Origin of the sequence: Rhodococcus opacus B4 (assembly GCF_000010805.1) — a bacterium.
Taxonomy (GTDB): Bacteria; Actinomycetota; Actinomycetes; order Mycobacteriales; family Mycobacteriaceae; genus Rhodococcus_F; species Rhodococcus_F opacus_C.
The window spans coordinates 2,104,861-2,123,728 of the sequence record NC_012522.1 but is presented as its reverse complement, the minus strand read 5'-3'; the positions used below and the strand labels follow the sequence as shown (position 1 = coordinate 2,123,728).

The 18,868-nt window shown below is 67.9% G+C and carries 22 protein-coding genes and 1 tRNA gene; 10 read left to right on the top strand and 13 right to left on the bottom strand.

Translation table 11 applies throughout. From position 1 onward, the window contains the following. Positions 1-118 precede the first annotated feature (118 nt). The 7 genes from ROP_RS09900 to ROP_RS09870 all read right to left on the bottom strand — a co-directional run bounded on the left by ROP_RS09900 (position 119) and on the right by ROP_RS09870 (position 5,676). Positions 119-721 carry a hypothetical protein gene (locus tag ROP_RS09900; protein ID WP_043826408.1) on the bottom strand — a complete coding sequence of 201 codons (603 nt, stop codon included), beginning with the start codon at positions 719-721 and terminating at the stop codon, positions 119-121. A gap of 182 nt (positions 722-903) precedes the next feature. Further along, a complete protein-coding gene (locus ROP_RS09895; protein WP_012689193.1) occupies positions 904-1,974 on the bottom strand; it encodes a class I SAM-dependent methyltransferase in 1,071 nt (356 codons plus the stop codon). A gap of 50 nt (positions 1,975-2,024) precedes the next feature. After that, positions 2,025-2,819: an energy-coupling factor ABC transporter ATP-binding protein gene (locus ROP_RS09890; protein WP_012689192.1), complete on the bottom strand. Its 795-nt coding sequence runs from the start codon at positions 2,817-2,819 to the stop codon at positions 2,025-2,027. Continuing rightward, complete coding sequence (gene cbiQ / locus ROP_RS09885; protein ID WP_012689191.1) at positions 2,816-3,580, bottom strand: cobalt ECF transporter T component CbiQ; 765 nt, start codon at positions 3,578-3,580, stop codon at positions 2,816-2,818. The genes ROP_RS09890 and cbiQ overlap by 4 nt, the downstream gene beginning before the upstream one ends. Positions 3,581-3,582: 2 nt before the next feature. Further along, positions 3,583-3,930: a PDGLE domain-containing protein gene (locus ROP_RS09880; RefSeq protein ID WP_012689190.1), complete on the bottom strand. Its 348-nt coding sequence runs from the start codon at positions 3,928-3,930 to the stop codon at positions 3,583-3,585. Beyond that, on the bottom strand, positions 3,927-4,622 hold the full coding sequence (locus ROP_RS09875; RefSeq protein WP_012689189.1) for an energy-coupling factor ABC transporter permease: 696 nt from the start codon (positions 4,620-4,622) through the stop codon (positions 3,927-3,929). The genes ROP_RS09880 and ROP_RS09875 overlap by 4 nt, the downstream gene beginning before the upstream one ends. A gap of 127 nt (positions 4,623-4,749) precedes the next feature. Next, positions 4,750-5,676 carry a DNA-3-methyladenine glycosylase family protein gene (locus tag ROP_RS09870; protein ID WP_012689188.1) on the bottom strand — a complete coding sequence of 309 codons (927 nt, stop codon included), beginning with the start codon at positions 5,674-5,676 and terminating at the stop codon, positions 4,750-4,752. A gap of 73 nt (positions 5,677-5,749) precedes the next feature. On the opposite strand from ROP_RS09870, the gene ROP_RS09865 reads away from it, so the two are divergent. After that, entirely contained in the window at positions 5,750-6,286 is a 537-nt protein-coding gene (locus ROP_RS09865; RefSeq protein ID WP_012689187.1) for a ribonuclease H family protein, read from the top strand. 61 nt (positions 6,287-6,347) lie between these two features. Then, complete coding sequence (locus ROP_RS09860; RefSeq protein WP_043826406.1) at positions 6,348-7,223, top strand: amidohydrolase family protein; 876 nt, start codon at positions 6,348-6,350, stop codon at positions 7,221-7,223. Positions 7,224-7,238: 15 nt separating this feature from the next. On the opposite strand, the gene ROP_RS09855 is transcribed toward ROP_RS09860, so the two are convergent. After that, complete coding sequence (locus ROP_RS09855; protein WP_012689185.1) at positions 7,239-7,667, bottom strand: VOC family protein; 429 nt, start codon at positions 7,665-7,667, stop codon at positions 7,239-7,241. Between the two features lie 110 nt (positions 7,668-7,777). Here ROP_RS09855 and ROP_RS09850 point away from each other — a divergent pair, with 110 nt between their 5' ends. After that, positions 7,778-8,197 (top strand): hypothetical protein, encoded by a 420-nt coding sequence (locus ROP_RS09850; protein ID WP_043824516.1) that lies wholly within the window; start codon positions 7,778-7,780, stop codon positions 8,195-8,197. A 177-nt stretch (positions 8,198-8,374) separates the two neighbouring features. Here ROP_RS09850 and ROP_RS09845 read toward each other — a convergent pair. Then, positions 8,375-8,450: transfer RNA gene (locus ROP_RS09845), tRNA-Arg, on the bottom strand. Between the two features lie 71 nt (positions 8,451-8,521). On the opposite strand from ROP_RS09845, the gene ROP_RS09840 reads away from it, so the two are divergent. Next, positions 8,522-9,292: a dienelactone hydrolase family protein gene (locus ROP_RS09840; RefSeq protein WP_043824514.1), complete on the top strand. Its 771-nt coding sequence runs from the start codon at positions 8,522-8,524 to the stop codon at positions 9,290-9,292. Here ROP_RS09840 and ROP_RS09835 read toward each other — a convergent pair whose 3' ends face one another. After that, a complete protein-coding gene (locus ROP_RS09835) occupies positions 9,293-9,550 on the bottom strand; it encodes a hypothetical protein (protein WP_012689182.1) in 258 nt (85 codons plus the stop codon). A gap of 175 nt (positions 9,551-9,725) precedes the next feature. Between ROP_RS09835 and cycA the strand changes: the two genes are divergently transcribed. Then, the gene (gene cycA, locus ROP_RS09830) at positions 9,726-11,198 is read left to right on the top strand and encodes a D-serine/D-alanine/glycine transporter (RefSeq protein WP_012689181.1); all 1,473 of its coding nucleotides are present in this window, start codon (positions 9,726-9,728) and stop codon (positions 11,196-11,198) included. A gap of 113 nt (positions 11,199-11,311) precedes the next feature. Further along, the gene (locus ROP_RS09825; RefSeq protein WP_043824512.1) at positions 11,312-12,100 is read left to right on the top strand and encodes a M23 family metallopeptidase; all 789 of its coding nucleotides are present in this window, start codon (positions 11,312-11,314) and stop codon (positions 12,098-12,100) included. A gap of 4 nt (positions 12,101-12,104) precedes the next feature. Here ROP_RS09825 and ROP_RS09820 read toward each other — a convergent pair whose 3' ends face one another. After that, positions 12,105-12,365, bottom strand: coding sequence for a hypothetical protein (locus tag ROP_RS09820; RefSeq protein WP_012689179.1), 261 nt, complete (start codon positions 12,363-12,365; stop codon positions 12,105-12,107). Positions 12,366-12,483: 118 nt separating this feature from the next. Here ROP_RS09820 and ROP_RS09815 point away from each other — a divergent pair, with 118 nt between their 5' ends. Further along, positions 12,484-13,992: a glutamate--cysteine ligase gene (locus ROP_RS09815; RefSeq protein WP_012689178.1), complete on the top strand. Its 1,509-nt coding sequence runs from the start codon at positions 12,484-12,486 to the stop codon at positions 13,990-13,992. Between the two features lie 18 nt (positions 13,993-14,010). Here ROP_RS09815 and ROP_RS09810 read toward each other — a convergent pair whose 3' ends face one another. Beyond that, positions 14,011-15,192 carry a globin domain-containing protein gene (locus ROP_RS09810; RefSeq protein ID WP_012689177.1) on the bottom strand — a complete coding sequence of 394 codons (1,182 nt, stop codon included), beginning with the start codon at positions 15,190-15,192 and terminating at the stop codon, positions 14,011-14,013. Between the two features lies 1 nt (position 15,193). After that, the gene (locus ROP_RS09805; RefSeq protein WP_012689176.1) at positions 15,194-15,667 is read right to left on the bottom strand and encodes an RrF2 family transcriptional regulator; all 474 of its coding nucleotides are present in this window, start codon (positions 15,665-15,667) and stop codon (positions 15,194-15,196) included. A gap of 248 nt (positions 15,668-15,915) precedes the next feature. Here ROP_RS09805 and ROP_RS09800 point away from each other — a divergent pair, with 248 nt between their 5' ends. From ROP_RS09800 to ROP_RS09790, 3 genes are all read left to right on the top strand, one after another. Continuing rightward, a complete protein-coding gene (locus ROP_RS09800) occupies positions 15,916-16,800 on the top strand; it encodes a universal stress protein (RefSeq protein WP_012689175.1) in 885 nt (294 codons plus the stop codon). A 73-nt stretch (positions 16,801-16,873) separates the two neighbouring features. Beyond that, positions 16,874-17,914, top strand: a complete 1,041-nt coding sequence (locus tag ROP_RS09795) for an LLM class F420-dependent oxidoreductase (protein ID WP_012689174.1) — start codon at positions 16,874-16,876, stop codon at positions 17,912-17,914. A 50-nt stretch (positions 17,915-17,964) separates the two neighbouring features. Next, complete coding sequence (locus ROP_RS09790; RefSeq protein WP_012689173.1) at positions 17,965-18,855, top strand: universal stress protein; 891 nt, start codon at positions 17,965-17,967, stop codon at positions 18,853-18,855. Positions 18,856-18,868: the final 13 nt, after the last annotated feature.

Here is an 18,868-nt window from a genome sequence, read left to right as displayed (position 1 = left end):
TATTCGCTGGAAAACCGGAACGGCTACATGCATATGTGGGTGCGCGGTGATGCTCCCCGTGTGCGAACTAACCCATAGTCCTCCCGAAATCGTCGCTCGAGGTCGGACGGAAGCCCCGCTACAGGGTTCCGAGGAATTCGTAAACCGCCGGTGTCGCAGCAGGGTTCGCGTTGCTGATACCGGTGACGGCGCCGATCGCTGCGCCTACCGCGGCACCGGGGAGGCACCCCCCGAGGATGAGGAAGATGCACCCCGCGACGAACCCGATGCCTGCGCCGATCGCGGTCGCGGTGCTGCCGCCGTTGTCCCAGCCGATCTGCAGCTGCGTCATCATGTTGGCGTAGGCCGAGTCCCTGTCGACCGGGGTGAGTGCGAGTGTTCCCGCGACGGGCGTCGTCGTGGGTGTCAGGCTCAGGAACCGGCCGCCGTCGGTGACGATCGGATCGATCGCGAACTGCACACCGGCGATCGAGTAGCGCAATGGGATCGTGCCTACCGGGGTTCCCGCATCGTTGACGATGTCGACGGCCGCAGTCGTCCTCGACAGGGTGAACAGGCCCGTGTCGATCGCCGTACCGACCGACCGGCCGTCGGCGCTCAGGCTGGTGTGCGAGACGACGGCCTGATCGACGGGAGCGGGGGCGGCATACGCGGTACCCACTCCGACACACAGGGTGGCGATCAGCAGCGCGGCAAGCGCTGTCACTCTATGCAGTTTCATGGTGTTTCCCATGCGTAGTAGCGGATGACAAACGACAAATCTGGTTCGACCTGGCGCTCCACAGTTGCCCCGACCGGCGAAAGCGTCCGTAACCTGCCTACTGCAGACATCTTCCCCCCTCGGACGCCCCAGTTTTCGGCCTTTCCGCAAAATACGTGCGTATCGGGCTGTCGGTGCGAGGATTACACCGTCAGCCGGTAGAACCGGAAGAACCCGAAGTCCTCGATCGGCAGCACGTCCATGGTGCCGAAACCGGCGGACTCGGCGTAGCCGCGCAATGTGCTCGGGCGCATGACCGTTCCGGTGCCCACACTCGGCGTGTGGTTCATGCCGTCGGGCAGGCACACGGTGAGACTGAAGCCGTACATCAGTCGCTCGACGTCGCTTCCCGGCGCGGAGAATTCGTCGTCGACCGCCTCGTCCATCACGATCACGGCACCGCCGGGGGCCAGCGCCCTGCGCACCGCCGACAGCACCTCGACCGGCGCGGGCATGTCGTGGATGCACTCGAACGCGAAGGCCGCGGTGCAACTGCCCTCGGGGATTCCCGCGGCATCCGATTCGGTGATCGTGATCCGATCGGCGACATCCGTCTGCCCGCGCACGTTGGACCTCGCGAGTTCGACGGTCGCGGTGTCGATGTCGTAGCCGTGGAGCGTGGCCTCCGGATAGGCGCGCGCGAGTGCGATCGTGGACCAGGCGCCGCCGCATCCGACATCGGCGATGGTGGCACCGGGTGCCCGGAGCAACGCGTCCACCTCGGGGACCGACGCCAGCGCGCCCGGGAGAACCTGCTCGTACCACGGCCGATTCATATCGGCCTGCGACTCACGGGCATCCGCGCCGTACTGGGACCACCCCACGCCGCCGCCGGTGCGATACGCCTCGAGCAGTGCGGGCATCTGCGCGGTCGCGGCGACGAAGATCCGCGCGAGAGGTGCCAGATAGTTGAGACTCTGCTCGTCCGTGAGTACTTCGGCGGCACCTGCCGGAAGCGTGAACTTCGGCGGGTCCGACGTGTCCACCGTGAGAAGTCCCGACACGGCCTGCTGTTCCAGCCACTCGCGCGCATACCGCGGATGAGTGGAGGTGCGTTCCGCCAGTTCGCCCGCGGTCGCCGGGCCCTCCGATGCGAGACTGCGGTACCAGCCGAGGCGGTCTCCCAGATGGACGGCCAGCAGGTCGATGGCCCCGAGCGACGCGTCGAAAATGCGCTGGGACACCGTCGCGGCGTCGGCTTCGGGTGTGGACATCGCTGACCTCCGGTCGGAGTGCGGGCGAAGCTTCGTCACCCCATCGTGAGCTACCCGGACGGCGGTGTCACGGATCGTTCGCCGGGCGAAAGAGGCCCGGTCGCGGGAAGCTGGAAACCCCACGGCAACTCGAGGCGATGCAGGGCGAGCAGGGCGGGGTCGCCGAGCAGGTCCAGGATCGGGCCGTCGGCCACCAGGCGCCCCTCGTCGAGGATCACGGCGCGCGTGCACAGTTGGGCGGCGTACGGGAGGTCGTGCGTGACGAGCAGGTGTGTGGTGTCGATACCCAGGAGAACCTCGGCCAGTTCGCGCCGGGCAACGGGGTCGAGATTGCTCGACGGCTCGTCCAGGACGAGGACGTCCGGCGCGCACGCGAGGACGGTCGCCAGCGCGACCCGGCGGCGCTGGCCCACCGAGAGGTGCGCGGGGTTGCGATCGGACTGCGCCGTCATGTCGACGGCCGCCAGCGCGTCGCGCACACGCTCGTCGAGCGTGGTCCCCGTGACCCCGAAATTGACCGGACCGAACGCGACGTCCTGCGCGACGGTGGGCATGAACAACTGGTCGTCGGGATCCTGGAAGACGATCCCGACCCGCCGTCGGACCTCGCGCAACGTGTCGCGGGACGCACCCCGCGGCAGCGCCAGCCCGCACACCGTGACGCTGCCCTCGGTGGCCGTCAGAATGCCGTTGAGGTGCAACATCAGTGTGGTCTTGCCGGCCCCGTTCGGACCGAGGACGGCCACCCGCTCGCCGGGTTCCACCGTCAGGTCGATCCGGTGCAGCGCGGCCCTGCCGTCCGGATACGTGAACGAGACGCCGTCGAGGTGCACGGCCGCGGTCATCGGAGCACCCACGCCGAGAAGCAGATTCCCACCGCGCACACCGCGGGAACCAGTCCTGCCCGCCACGTCGCAGCGGTCGCCGGGGGCGCCCCGATCGTGGGAACCGAACCCGTGAACCCCCGCGACAACATGGCCAGGTGGACGCGCTCGCCGCGCTCGTAGGAACGCACGAACAATCCGCCGACACCCCGGGCGGTGGCGCCGATCTGCCGCAACGTCCGGGGGTCGTCGCCGCGGGACAGCCGGGCGGTGCGCATCCGCTCGACCTCGGCGGTGAGCAGGTCGAGGTAGCGCAGCATCAGGACCACGATCGTCGTGAGCATCGCGGGCACGCGCAGGCGCGCCAGGCCCAGCGGCAGGTCCCGGGCCGGGGTCGTCGCGGCGAGCGTCAGCGAGGCGAGGACGCCGAGAGTGCCCTTCACGAGAATGCCCCACGCCCCGTAGAGGCCCGCGACCGACAGCGACAGTCCGGCGACGGTGACGCGGTCGCCGCCCTCGGCGAACGGCAGCAGCACCGCGAGCGTCACGAACGGCAACTCGATCAGCATCCTCGGAGCGATCCAGGTGAGCGCGATCCCGGCGATCCGCCAGATCACGACCAGGACGGCGATATACCCCGCGAACGCCCAGAACGCCTCCCGCGGTGTCGCGACCACCGCGAAGACGAAGACGACGGCGCAGACTATCTTGACCTCGGCGGGCAGGCGGTGCAGGGGTGAGGTGCCGTCGAGGTAGAGCGGATGGGTGTGCCCGGCTCCCACGGTCAGGGGCTCGTTCGGTTCCGCCGCGCGCGGGCGAGCACCCAGAACAGACCACCCGCGACGACGAACGTCGCGGTCGCGCCGATGACGCCGGCGACCCCGGTGAGATGCGCCCGGCCGCCCACCGTGTAGTCGGCGAGCGGCGAGTCCGACAGGTGATGCGCGGACGCGTTCTGGGCGATGCAGTCACCGACGAGCGCCTCCCCGGTGTCGGTCTCCACGGTCTCGCATCCGCGGGTCGTCGCGGCATCGAGACCGTCCGGACTGGAGCTCGCGAGGTAGGAGACCGCGCCGGCGACGAGCAGCGCCACCAGCGCGAAGCCGATCAGGAATCGGCGGAGCGAGATCATGCCCGCACCTCCACTCGCCGGGGTGCCGTCCGCAGGAGGTACACGAGGTCGGGGCGGGCCTTCGCGACGGCCGTGACCGTGACGGCGGTGATGAGGCCCTCGCCGATGCCGATGAGCACGTGCGCCCCGAGCATGTAGGCGGCCACCGCGCCCAGCGAGGTCGAATCCCCGGACACGGCGGTTCCGCCGATCGCGTACTCGAGAACGAAGCCCATCGACGCCGCCACCGTTCCGCACAGGGCCGCGGCGAACGACAGTCCGCCGAGAACGCGCAAGCGCAGCCGCTCCCGGCGCACGACGAGCGGACGCAGTGCAACCGCGACGCCGTACCCGACCACCACCCCGATGATCGCCATGTTGGTGATGTTCGCTCCCAGCGCCGTCAGCCCGCCGTCGGCGAACAGCAGCGCCTGCACGATCAGCACGATCGAGACGCAGAGCATGCCGGTGTACGGGCCGACGAGGATGGCGGCGAGTGCGCCACCGAGGAGGTGGCCGCTCACACCGGGAAGGATCGGGAAGTTGACCATCTGGACGGCGAAGATGAACGCCGCGACGAGACCGGCCATCGGCGCGGTGCGTTCGTCGAGTTCGGCGCGCGCCCGCCAGGCGGCGATCGACAGTCCTGCCGCGGCGACGACGACGAACAGCAGTGAGGTCGGCGCGTTGATCAGGCCGTCGCTCATGTGCATTGCCACGGATTCCACGGCGTCTCCTCCGGCAGGCAGCTGATCCTTCGGAGTCTAGTTACTCGTATGAATACTTGAACAGGTGTTCATGGATAGGCGGCTGGAACGATATCGAGGTGCAACCGACGGATCAGTGCCGGCTGTGGTCGACGACCGCCGTGCGAGGGCCGAACTTGGGTTTGACGGCCTGCCCGCTCACCTCCAGCAGTCGCACGGCGCGTTGGCGATGCGGCTGCAGCGGAGCCAGGTACTCCACCATCCCGGCGTCGTCGAGGGGCTTCCCGAGCAGCGACCACCCGACCATCGCAGCCAGGTGATAGTCGCCGACCGACAGGGCATCGGGATCGCCGAGCGCGCGCTGCGACACCTCGGCCGCCGTCCAGATCCCGACGCCGGGAACAGACATCAGCCGGCGATTCGCCTCGTCGCGGGGGAGGTCGACGATCTTCTCCAGCCGGTCGGCCACCTGCGCGCAGCGGACGATCGTGCGGGACCGGGCGGGGTCGACGTTGGCGCGATGGAACTCCCACGACGGCACCCGCCGCCACACGTCCGCGGTCGGCGGCAGCCGCATCCCGTCCGGGGCCGGGCCGGGAGCAGGCGCGCCGAACTTCCACACGAGACGGCGCCACGACGCGAACGCGGCGATGCCGTGCACCCGCTGCTCGAGGATCGCGGGCACGAGGGCCTCCAGCACCCGGTCCGTGCGGCCGAGCCGCAGGTGCGGGAAACGGCGGTGGGCCTCGGCGAGGATCGGATGGTCGGGGGCGAAGTCGGCGCACTCGTCGTGGTCGCCGACGAGGCGGCCCAGCCCCGCGGCCAGCTCGGGAGCACCCGCACCCCACGCCTGGCAGCGCACCGAGTGGCGGTCGATCTGGGTCAGGCGATAGGTGACCGGGCCCGATTTCTGCACCGACGTCCGCCAGATCGCGCCGTCGGCCGTCCGCCGGTGGCAGGGGTCGCCCTTGCCGCGCTGCAGCGGCTGCAACGACATGGCGACGTCCAGGGGACGCCGCGCGGTCAGGGTGGTCTCGACCACCTCCAGCGAAGCCGTCATCGAAAGCAGCGTATCCACTGTGAAGCCGACCGCTACCGGCGGCTGTCGGGGCGCGCACGTAAAGTCCCCAGTCATGATCATCGTGAGTACCGACGGATCCTGCCTCCGCAACCCCGGTGGGGCGATCGGCTGGGCATGGGTCAATCACGAGGGTCCCAGCCAATCGGGTGGCGAACCCTCCGGGACCAACCAGATCGCCGAGCTGCGGGCGCTGCTCGAAGCGATCACCGCGCATCCCGGCGCCGATCCGCTGCTGATCGAATCCGACTCCCAGTACGCCATCAAGTGCGCTTCGGAATGGCTGCCCGGGTGGAAACGCAAGGGCTGGAAGACGGCGGGCGGCGCCCCCGTCAAGAATCTCGCGCTGGTGCAGTCCATCGACCGGGCCATCGCCGAACGCCCCGGGCCGGTCCGCTTCCGCTGGGTTCGCGGCCACGTCGGCAACCACTACAACGAGATGGCCGACGTCCTCGCCGGCGAGGCGGCCCGCGCCGTCGCATCCGGTGCGGTCGCGCCGACGCCGGTCTCCGCCCCCGCACCGGCGCCCGCCGCCGCGCCGGCGCCTGTCGCGCCGACCCCCGAGGCCGAGGACGCGTTCACGCTGTTCTGAGGCGGCCCCTGTTCCGATCCGCCGGGTTCCGTGGTCCGGCACTGCGTCGAGGAGAAGAGTGTTGTCCGAGGATCTGCGGGTGCAGGAGTTCTGGCGTGCGCTGGGGCTGCCCGGCATCATCGACGTCCACACCCACTTCATGCCCGCGAATGTGATGGAGAAGGTGTGGGGTTACTTCGACGCGGTCGGTCCCCTCACCGGACGTGAGTGGCCCATTCACTACCGGCACGAAGAGGATGTCCGCGTCGAGCATCTCCGCGGGTTCGGGGTCCGCCGGTTCACGTCGATGATCTACCCGCACAAGCCGGACATGGCCGCGTGGCTGAACCAGTGGTCGGCCGAATTCGCCGCGCAGACCCCCGACTGCCTGCGGACGTCCACGTTCTACCCTGAGGAGTCCGCGGCCGCGTATGTCGCGGAGGCAGTCGAAACGGGCACGCGCGTGTTCAAGTCCCACATCCAGGTGGGCGACTACTCGCCGAACGATCCGCTTCTCGACCCCGTGTGGGGTGTGCTGCAGGACGCGGGTGTCCCCGTGGTCATCCATTGCGGGTCGGGGCCGGCGCCCGGCACGCACACGGGCCCGGGCCCGATCGCCGAGTTGCTGTCGCGGTACCCGCGGCTGCACCCGATCATCGCCCACATGGGGCTGCCGGAGTACCGGGAATTCCTGGACCTGGCCGATCAGTACGCCAACGTGTACCTCGACACCACGATGACGTTCACGGACTACACCGAAGCGGCCACACCGTTTCCGCGCGACCAGGTGCACCGGCTGTCGGAACTGCAGGAACGAATCCTGTTCGGCAGCGACTTCCCCAACATCCCGTATCCCTACCTCGACGCGCTCGAGGGTCTCACCCGATTCGACCTCGGCGAGCCGTGGCTGCGGGCAGTTGTCCACGACAACGCGGCGCGGCTCTTCGCCATCGACTGACAGTCGGCGTCACCGTCATTCGCCGCTGATCTCGCCCGGGCGTAGGGTGCCGAATGTCCACTCGAAACCCTCGAGATCGAGGATCCGGCAGCGGTAGTTGCCCCATTCGGTGTTCGCGGGTGCCCAGACCGAGGTGGCGCCGGCATCGAGGGCGGTGGCATACACCTCGTCGACTTCGCCGGCGGTGCCGACGCTGAGATAGGTACCGTGCCCGACAGTCTCGCCCCTGAGCGCAGGCCGGTCGTAGTCGCCGTCGTCGCTGAAGACCATGATGGCGGCATCACCTCTGCGCAATTCGGAATGCATGATCCCGCCGTTGTCGTCCGAGAATTCGAGAGTGGTCTCGAAACCGAAGGCTCGTTCCAGCCACCGCAGAGCGGCCGGGGCGTCGCGGTATGCGAAGTACGAGTGCAGGGCGGCGGGGCGGTTCGCTGTGTTGGTCATGCGGCGACGATACGAACTATCCAGGTCAGCCACGGTCCGCAATGTCCGACGCTCCGAGATGTCGGTGGGCGCCTCTACGCTTCGATTCCCACGCGACGAAGGCGGCCCCGATGGATGACTTCCTCAACGACGGCGAAACGTTCGACGACTACATCATCCGGACCGAGCGGGAGATCGAGATCCACAAGCTGAACATGGACTACCACCTCTCCGGGATGGAACACGCCGCCCGGCAGGGCCGGAAGTTCCTGTGGCTCCAGTTGGCGTTGGGTGCTCTCGCCCTGATCTGTCTGGCGCTCGGCCACACGTACGGCGGGCAATGGTGGCTGGCTTCGATTCCCTTCTCGTTCGGCTCCCTCGGCCCTGCTTTCGTGTACCGCACGTACACGAAGGAATTCACAGAGGAATGCCGCGCATTCCGCGCACTCGAGGCGCCGGCAGTTCTGCGGCAGATGCGGTACGACATGGAGGAGACAGAGAAGGCGAAGCGGAAGGGCCGGTGGTGGCGGCGCCGTCGCGGACTCCGCTGACCGGGCTGCCGTGCGCTAGAAGGGGTTCCACCAGTTGATAAATGCAATGTACAGATTGGTCGGGAAGAAGAACTCCCAGTCCAACCCCATGTACGGCAGGTCGGGCAGTATGCCGATCATGGGTGTCTCCTGGTCCTCCCGACCTGCCCGACATATCGCTGAGAGCCTCGGGCGGCATGGTGCCCTCGGCAGGATTCGAACCTGCGACCTACCCTTTAGGAGAGGGTTGCTCTATCCCCTGAGCTACGAAGGCGCGGTGCACGCGCGGGGCGCACACCGAGGTGAGTGTAGCGGGAACGGTGGTGCGCCCGCGATGGGGAGGGCATGGTTGTCGCAGATGTTCTGGAAGTGACGACGGAACGGGAGACGCACATGTCCGAGATCGACCTGACCGACCTCGCTGCGCGGCACGACGGTTCGCTGAACTTGCACGGTTATCTGGCGAGGCCGTCGGGGGAGGGCCCGTGGCCGGGTGTGGTGATGGTGCACGAGGCGTTCGGCTTGGACGACGTGATGCGGCGTCAGGCGGACAGGCTGGCGTCGGCCGGGTTTCTGACCCTGACGCCGGATCTGTTCAGTGCGGGCGGTGCGCGGCGCTGTCTGGTGTCGACGATGCGGGCGATGCTCTCGGGGAAGGGCCGGGCCTATGGGGACATCGAGGCGGCGCGTCAGTGGTTGTCCGGTTCGTCGGACTGTACGGGGAAGATCGGGGTCATCGGGTTCTGCATGGGCGGCGGGTTCGCTCTGATGACCCTGCGCACCGGGTTCGACGCGGCGGCCCCGAACTATGGGGTCCTGCCGCGTGACCTGGAGGCGGCGGTGGCGGGGGCGTGCCCGGTGGTCGCCAGTTACGGCGGGAAGGATTTCGCCCTTCCGAACGCGGCAGCCAAATTGGAGTCGGCACTGACCCGGGCCGGTGTGGTCCACGATGTGAAGGAGTATCCGACTGCCGGCCACACGTTCCTGAACGACGAACTGGCCGGACCGAAGGTGATGCGTCCCCTGATGAAGGTCACGGGGATGGTGCCCGACCCGGAAGCCGCCGCCGATGCGTGGACGAGGATCGACGGTTTCTTCGGTGAGCACCTGGGTTGATCAGTGGATGTACTGGCGGGCGCTGGAGGTGGCGTGCCGGTAGTCGAGTCCGCACGCCCGGACGACCTGGCCGAGGCTGAGGTATCCCTCGACGCTCGTGGCCTTCCCGAATTTGCCGTCGGCCCGCACCGTGACGGTGACGCTGGACGCGACCGAATCGACCCGGGCGAGTTCGTACTCGTCGACGCCGCCGGCAGCCTGAGCCACACAGGTGACAGCGCCCTGGGCGTACGCGATCTCGATCAGGTCCTCGATCATGTGCAGGCTCCTCGCCTCGAAGTAACGGACTGAGGTTAGCCTTAGCTACGCGGTTTCTGTCAAGTACTTCCGCTCGGGATCACCTCCTCGACGGTGGTCGCGAGCCGTCCCGGCGTAACGTGACCCACGCTTTCGGACGGTGACAGCAAGGACTGAGAAGGGTTGCAGGTGTTCCATGGCTGACCGCACTTCCTCGACGGGTTCGATCGGATCGGGCGGCGACCCGGGGACGAGAGCGGAGGGCGAGCCGCATCTCTCGAGGCAGCTCGCCAACCGGCACATCCAGCTGATCGCGATCGGCGGAGCAATCGGCACGGGCCTGTTCATGGGGTCCGGGAAGACGATCTCGCTGGCCGGACCGTCGGTGATCTTCGTCTACATGATCATCGGCTTCATGCTGTTCTTCGTGATGCGGGCGATGGGTGAGCTGCTGCTCTCCAACCTGCACTACAAGTCGTTCTCCGACTTCACGGCCGACCTGCTGGGCCCTTGGGCCGGGTTCTTCACGGGGTGGACGTACTGGTTCTGCTGGATCGTCACCGGTATCGCCGACATCATCGCGATCTCCGGTTACGTGCGGTACTGGTGGCCCGACCTCCAGCTGTGGATCCCGGCGCTGATCGCCATCGCGACGCTCCTGCTGCTGAATCTGCCGACCGTGCGGGCGTTCGGCGAGACCGAGTTCTGGTTCGCGCTGATCAAGATCATCGCCATTCTCAGCCTCATCGTCGTCGGACTCGTGATGGTGTTCACGCACTTCACGTCGCCGGGCGGCTCGGAGGCCGGATTCGACAACCTGTGGAACGACGGCGGCATGTTCCCGACCGGCGCGATGGGCTTCGTGGCCGGATTTCAGATCGCGGTCTTCGCGTTCGTCGGTATCGAGCTCGTCGGAACCACGGCGGCCGAGGCGAAGGATCCGGAGAAGAACCTGCCGAAGGCCATCAACTCCATCCCGATCCGCATCCTGCTGTTCTATGTGGTGTCGCTGATCGTGATCATCTCGGTCACGCCGTGGCGTGAGGTCGTCCCCGGGGAGAGCCCCTTCACGGCGATGTTCACGCTCGCCGGTCTGGGGATCGCGGCGGGTGTCATCCAGTTCGTGGTGCTGACGTCCGCGGCATCCTCCGCCAATTCGGGGATCTATTCGACGTCCCGGATGGTGTACGGCCTCGCGCAGGAGGGTGACGCACCGGCCAGGCTCGGCAGGCTCAGTTCCCGCAAGGTTCCGGCCAACGCGCTGATGTTCTCTTGCGCGTTCCTGCTGTCGGCGATCGCGCTGCTGTTCTCCGGCGACTCGGTCATCGAGGCGTTCACGACTGTGACGACAATCTCATCGGTGCTGTTCATCTTCGTGTGGACGATGATCCTGGCCAGCTATCTCGTGTACCGGAGGCGCCGCCCCGAACTGCACGAGGCCTCGAGGTTCAAGATGCCCGGTGGGGTGGTGATGTGCTGGGTCGTCCTGGCCTTCTTCGTCTTTCTCATCTGGGCGTTGACACAGGAGGACGACACCCTCGAGGCGCTCCTCGTCACCCCGGCATGGTTCGTCGTGCTCGGAATCGCGTGGGCGGTGATTCGCCGGCGTGCCCCGCACCGCGCTCGTTACGCCGCCTTCAAGGCGGAACTCGAGGAACGCCGAACATAAACGTTCGGTAACGGTGGCGCGGACCTATATCGTTTTGTTACATTCTTCGCCAGACAGAGGAGCCCACCCCGGACGGGGAGAGCTGCAATCCGACGACTGACGAGGTATTTACTGTGGGTTCCCACCACCGGGCGAACGGGTCTTCCGTTCGCTTCGAGATCGATCCGGACGCGGCGCGCGGGCGCCATCGCAACCAGCAGGCCGGAGCGGGTGTGGGCATCAAGGCCGCGACTGTCGCGGCCGCTACCGGAGCCATCGTCGTCGGTGCAGCCCAGCTGGGCGCCGGAAACGCCGCCGCCGCCCCCGTCGACTCCCACGAGACGAGCGGCGCGCAGACGCTGCCGGGCCTGCCGTTCGAGATCCCGGCCGGTGTCCTCCCCGCCGGCTTCGAATTGCCCGCAGACCTCGGCACCGCCGCCCAGAACCTCGGCGGCCCCGACCTCGGCGCCCAGGCTCAGCAGTGGCTGTCCTCCGTCAACCCGGTCAAGCCCCACACGGTTCAGCCGGTCTCGGGCAAGCTGACCTCCGACTTCGGTTCCCGCTGGGGAGCCCACCACGGCGGCATCGACATCGCGGCGCCCATCGGCACGTCGGTGCTCGCAGCCGCGGACGGCCAGGTCATCGACGCCGGTGCGGCGTCCGGCTTCGGACTGTGGGTGCGTCTGCTGCACGACGACGGCACCGTCACCGTCTACGGACACGTCAACGACTACACCGTGAGCGTCGGGCAGCGCGTCACCGCAGGGCAGGAAATCGCCCACGTCGGCAACCGCGGCCAGTCCACCGGACCGCACCTGCACTTCGAGGTGCACGACGCGAACGGAAACAAGATCGATCCCGGTCGCTGGCTGCAGGAGCGCGGCGTGGCCGTCACCTGGGGCAACGCGGGCGCCAACGCGTAAGGGCCTACTCGGGCTCGAGATCGTCGTCGTTGCGGAACACGAGTGGTCCGCTGTCGAGGGCGATCGCCCAGCGGCGTGACACGGCCCAGTCCCGGCCGTACGAATCGTTGCTGATGTCCTGGACGCCGGCGAAATCGTCGACGATGACGCCGGCCTCCAGGGGCCACTTCTTCTCGGCCAGTTCGTGATCGGCCGAGTGCCGCGTTTTCACGCGCGCGCCCACGGAGAACTCTGGTTTCTTCTTGGAGTCGGTATCAGGCGTCATCTCCGGTCCTTCCGCTCACCAGCGTCTGGTTCGAGGTTAGCCCGCCATCCCGCATTCGCGCGGGCTGAACGGATATGCTCCCCCGTGAGCGCAGTTCGACGCGCAGTTGGGGAGTGGCATGGGTCGCGAAGTGACGTCTCGGACATTCACCCGAGAAGACCGGCGCCTGTTCCGGCAGAAGGTGCTCATGTGCGTGGACGCGCTCGAGAGGATGCTTCGCGAGGGAGCGTTCGCCGACGACGTCGATCCGCCGAGACCGATGCTGGGCATGGAGATCGAATTCAATCTCGTCCACTCCGACATGACGCCCGCGATGTCGAATCTCGCGGTCCTCGAGTCGATCGACGACGACGCCGTGTTCCAGACCGAGCTCGGTCAGTTCAACGTCGAGATGAACGTCCGCCCGGGTCCGCTGAACGGTGAGGGGACGTTCGAGCTCGAGCGAACCCTGCGGGCGTCGCTGCACGTCGCCGACGCCCGGATCCACGGGCACGACGCCCAGCTGGTGATGGTCGGCATGCTGCCGACGCTGGAACTCGAACACCTCGGCCGCGAGTGGATCACGGCGAATCCCCGCTACGAGCAGCTCAACGACCAGATCTTCGCCGCGCGCGGGGAAGACATCGAACTCGACCTCGAGGGTGTGCCACTCGAGGGGCGGGCGGCCGAAAAGCTGAAGGTGGACGCCAATTCGGTGCTCCCGGAGGCCGCGTGCACATCGCTGCAGCTGCACCTGCGCGTCGCGCCGGACGAGTTCGCCGCCCACTGGAACGCCGCGCAGTGCCTGGCCGGCGCCCAGGTGGCGCTCGCTGCGAACGCACCGTTCATGGCGGGCAAGGCGTTGTGGCACGAATCCCGCATCCCGATCTTCGCGCAGGCCACCGATACGCGTCCGCTGGAGTTGAAGAACCAGGGCGTGCGGCCGCGCGTGTGGTTCGGCGAGCGGTGGATCACGTCGGTCTTCGACCTGTTCGAGGAGAACTCCCGGTACTTCCCGGCGCTGTTGCCGGAGGTGTCCGACGTCGACCCGTCGGCCGAACTCGACGCGGGACGGGTGCCGGACCTCAACGAACTCCAGATGCACAACGGCACCATCTACCGGTGGAACCGCCCGGTGTACGACAGCGATGACGGCAAACCGCACCTGCGGATCGAGAACCGGGTGCTGCCCGCGGGTCCGACGGTGCTCGACACGATGGCGAACGCCGCGTTCTACTACGGTGCGCTCCGCGGGCTCGTCGAATCCGATCGCCCGATCTGGTCGCGGATGTCGTTCAACGCCGCCGAGGAGAACCTGCACGCCGGCGCGAAATACGGCATGGACGCCGAATTGTACTGGCCCGGTGTCGGGTTCGCGGGCGCCGACGAACTCGTCCTGAGGCGGCTGCTGCCGATCGCCGACGAGGGGCTCGCCGCGTTCGGGTTGTCGGCGAAGGCCCGCGACCGCTACCTCAGCGTCATCGAGGGCCGGTGCGTGACCCGGCAGACGGGGGCGTCGTGGCAGCGTGCGCAGGTGGTGCGGCACGAGAACGCCGGGCTGAGCCGCCGGGAAGCCCTCGCCGCCATGTTGCGTCAGTACGTGGAGAACATGCGTGAGGGCAGCCCCGTCCACACCTGGTCGGTGTGACCGGGGCGGCGCCGGCTCTCACACGGTGGCCGACCAGCTGTCGGGTCCGAACACCTCGTAGTGGATGTTCTCGGCGGGCACGTCCTTCGCGAGGAGGGCTTCGCGTATTCCGAGCATGAACGGCAGCGGGCCGCACAGGTAGGCGCGGGTGCCGGGGGCGATCGTGACCTCGCCGAGGTCGGCGCGTCCCTCCCGCAGGCCGCCCTCGGGACGTCGGGCGCCCAGGTCTTCGTACCAGCGGTGCATCACCGCGAACGGCAGACGTTCCACCAGTTCGGTGAGCTCCGCGCGGTGCGCGTGACTGCTGGCCGACCGGTCGGCGTGGAGCACCGAGATCGGGCGGCTGTCGTCGGTGTCGGCGAGGTGGCTGAGCATCCCGATCATCGGCGTGCACCCGATGCCCGCGGACACGAGGAGCAGCGGTGCGTCGTCGTCCTGCAGGACGAGATCGCCGAACGGCGTCGACACCGTCAGGAGGTCGTCTTCGAAGACGTTGTGGTACAGGAAGTTCGACACCTCACCGGCGCGCTTCACCGAGATCCTCCAGTCGCCGCGCGACGGGGCCGAGGACAGGCTGTACTGGCGGATCTGGCGTGCGCCGTCCGGCAGGTGAACCGCGACGGAGAGGTACTGCCCCGGAGCGAACGACGGAAGCGGTGAGCCGTCGACGGAGGTGAACACGAACGACACCGTGTCCGCGGACTCGTGCCGACGCTCGCGGACCCGCACCTCGCGCCACACGTCGCCGACCGCGACGCCCGCCGAGGCGTACAGTCCGGCCTCCATCGCGATCAGGGTCTCCGCCATCAGCCAGTACACCTCGTCCCAGGCGGCAGCGACCTCGGGAGTGACGGCGTCGCCGAGGACCTCGACGATGGCCGCGAACAGGTGGGTGTGCACGATCGCGTACTGCGAGGGTTCGATCCCCAGCGAGGCGTGCTTGTTGGCGATCCGCGACAGGATGAGATCGACGCGCGCCTGATCGGGCTCGAGTTGGAGGGCGGCGAACGCGGCGATGGCCCCGGCCAGTGCCTTCTGCTGTTCGCCCTGCTTCTGGTTCCCGCGGTTGAACAGGTCTCGTTCGAGTTCGGGATGCGCGTCGAACAACTTGCGGTAGAACAGCGTCGTGATGTCCGAGATGGCGGCGCCGACCACGGGCAGGGTGGCGCGGATGACGTCGGTCGAGGTGGGCGAGAGCATGTCAGTCTCCGATCGTTCGAGAAATCTGGGAAGTTGTGGCGGCCACCCGCGGGAGGGCGAGCAGGACGGTTCCGGTGGGGGTACGGGTGAGGTCTTCGACGGTGAGAGCGTCCAGCGACGTGAAGAACGCGTCCTGCGCGCGCCGGAGCGCCGACCGCAGCAGGCAGTTGGACCGCAGCGGGCAGGGCTGGGCGCCGTCGCAGTCGACGACCTCCGCGTCGCCTTCGAGTCGGCGGGCGAGCCAGCCGACGGACGCGGTGCGCCCGAGTTCGGTGATGGCCAGGCCGCCGGCGCGTCCGCGGCGCGCGTCGACGATGCCGAGTTCGCCGAGCCGGGTGATCACCTTGGCGGCGTGGGTGTACGACACCGACAGTTCCTCGGCGATCGCCCGGCTACCCGGTCGTTCGCCGTCTCCGGCCACGGCCAGTCGCATGACCACCCGCAGTCCGAGGTCGGTGAACTGTGTGAGTTGCATGACCCGAACGTACTTTAATTCTCATCTGAAATACCAAATTTGTGACCGACATCGCTCGGGGTCGGCTGCTTCGAAAAGAGCAGCGGCGCAGTCGGATTCGCTTAGGGCGCACTACTCCACTTCTCATCATCGCCGAATTCGGCCGCTGCGGCTACGGTCGGAGAGCCCGAGTTGATGGGGACTTTGGTCCCGAGCCGAAAGGCGAAGGGCGGCAGACGCGAAAACGCGGCCGGGGATAGTGTGAAGCCATGAGCACACGGGACCGCAACAGCGTCGTCGTCGGCGCGGACGGATCGGACAGCTCGAAGTCCGCTGTCCGGATGGCTGCCGAACTCGCCACCGAACGTGGACTTAACCTGAAGATCATCCACGCACTCGACTTCGCTCCGTACGGGTTCGGCGGCCCGTACATGGATTCGGGCGGCGTGTACGAGTGGGTCGAGGCGAGCGGCAAGGCGATTCTCGCCGAGGCGCAGGAGCAGGCATTCGCCGTCAATCCCATCATCGAGGTCTGCACCGAACTGTCGATCGGCAGCAGTGCTCAGTGGCTCGTCGACCTGTCCGAGAACGCCCGGATCGTGGTGGTCGGCGCGTCCGGGGCCGGGGCGGCGGCCACCGCGCTGCTCGGGAACACGGCGATCAACGTCACCAGCCACGCGCACTGCCCGGTCGTCGTCGTTCGCGGCGACACCCACGCCGACGGGCCCGTCGTGGTCGGCGTCGACGGCAGCGCCACCAGTGAGCGGGCGATCTCGGTGGCCTTCCAGGAGGCGTCGATGCGGAACGCTCCGCTGGTGGCCGTCCACGTGTGGAGCGACCTCGGGTCGAAGGCGTTCGAGGACCCGAGGGCCGCCGCCCTCGTGCCGCAGGGACTCGAGGAGGACGAACGCGCCGTCCTCGCCGAGAGCCTCGCAGGCTGGCAGGAGAAATACCCCGACGTGCAGGTCACCCGTGAGGTGTACATCGACAATCCGCGGGCGCGGTTGCTCGACTGGTCGAAGAAGGCGCAACTGCTGGTCGTCGGCAGCCGGGGTCGCGGAGGGTTCAAGGGGATGCTGCTCGGTTCGACCAGCAACAGCCTGGTCGGTGGTGCACAGTGCCCGGTCGTCGTCGTGAGGCCTGCACGCCCTTGAGGCGCTTGCGCGCAGTAGTGTTCTGGATCGAAGCAGGAACAGGTTGCAGCTACCGCCAGGATTGGGGAACGACGTGCGCATAGGTATGGGCTTGAACTACAGCGGCGGTTTCGCCGAGACGGTCGACGAGGTCGCCGACCTGGAGAAAGCCGGGCTCGACATCGCGTTCGTGCCCGAGGCCTACTCGTTCGACGCCGTGAGCCAGATCGGCTACCTCGCCGCCAAGACCACCACCCTGGAACTCGCTTCGGGCATCTTCCAGATCTACACCCGCACGCCGAGCCTGACGGCGATGACGGCCGCCGGCCTCGACTTCGTGTCGGACGGACGCTTCGTGATGGGGCTCGGCGCCTCCGGCCCGCAGGTGATCGAGGGTTTCCACGGCGTCAAGTACGACGCCCCGCTCGGACGCACCCGCGAGGTCGTCGAAATCTGCCGCAAGGTGTGGCGCCGCGAGAAGGTCGAGTTCCAGGGCAAGTACTACCAGATTCCGCTGCCCGCCGAGAAGGGCACCGGGCTGGGCAAACCGCTGAAGATCATCAACCACCCTGTGCGTGATCGCATCCCGATCGTCATCGCGTCGCTCGGACCGAAGAACGTGGAGTTGACCGCCGAGATCGCCGAAGGCTGGGAACCCATCTTCTACCACCCGGAGAAGGCCGCGAGCGTGTGGGGCGAGCCGCTGGCCAAGGGCAAGGCGAAGCGCGACCCGAGCCTCGGCGACCTGCAGGTCTTCGCGTCGCCCGCCCTCGCCATCGGCGACGACGTCGACCACATGCTGGACTGGGTCCGCCCCGGTCTGGCCCTGTACATCGGCGGCATGGGCGCGAAGGGCAAGAACTTCTACAACGACCTCGCAGTCCGCTACGGCTACGAGAAGGAAGCCGAGACCATCCAGGACCTCTACCTGTCGGGCAAGAAGGACGAGGCCGCCGCCGCCGTGCCTGACGACCTGGTGCGGGCCGTGTCGCTGATCGGTCCGGAGAGCTACGTCGCGGAGCGCGTGGCTGCGTTCGCCGAGTCCGGGGTCACCACGCTCACCGTCACACCGCTCGCCGCGGATCGTGCGGGCCGGGTCGCGTTGGTCGAGAAGCTCCGCAAGATCTGCGGGTAGCACCGCACACCTCAGCAGTGCCCAGCCGGAAAGAATCAGGAAAGGTGACCATGACCGGAATCAAGCCGATCGTCGTGGGTGTGGACGGATCCGAGTCGGCGTCGGCCGCCGTGGCGTGGGCCGCCCGGGCCGCCGCCGCACTGTCGCTCCCGCTGCACATCGTGACAGTGGTACACATTCCTGCTTTCTATTACACCGAGCCGTACCTGGCCGAGAGCTTCAAGGAAGAACTCGAGGACACGGCGAAGGCCCGGCTGGGCAGTGCGCGGGTCCACGCGAAACAGACGGTGGACGAGCCGCTCGACATCACCACCGAGCAGTTCGAGGCCAAGGTGAGTCAGACCCTCATCGAACTGTCCGCGAACGCGCACATGGTGGTGCTCGGCTCGCGCGGGCACGGCGAGTTCACCGGCCTGCTGATCGGTTCCACGACGTCCGCGGTCGCCGCGCACGGCCACTGCCCGCTGGTGGTCGTGCGGGGGCGCACCCTGGACGGGCAGCCGCCGACCGAGGGGCCGATCGTGGTCGGCGTCGACGGTTCGGAGAGCAGCAGGGCGGCGTTGGAAGTGGCCTTCGAGCAGGCCGCCGCCCGTGGCGCGAGCCTGGTCGCGGTCAACGTGTGGAGCGATGTGAGTGTGCAGCCGTCGCTCGGCGCCAGCCCGGACGATCCGTTGTGGAGCAGCATCCAGACGGGTGAGGAAGTGGTTCTGTCGGAGCGTCTCGCCGGGTACCAGGAGCGGTATCCGGACGTGACCGTCGAACGCGTCGTCGCGCGCGACCGCCCCGTGCGGGTGCTCAGCGAATTCGCCGAGAAGGCACAGCTGATCGTCGTCGGCAGCCGCGGCCGGGGTGGTTTCAAGGGAATGCTGCTCGGCTCCACCAGCAACGCACTGCTCCACACCGCGGACTGCCCGGTGATGATCGTCCGGCCGGAGAACTAGCCTGCGCGGTACG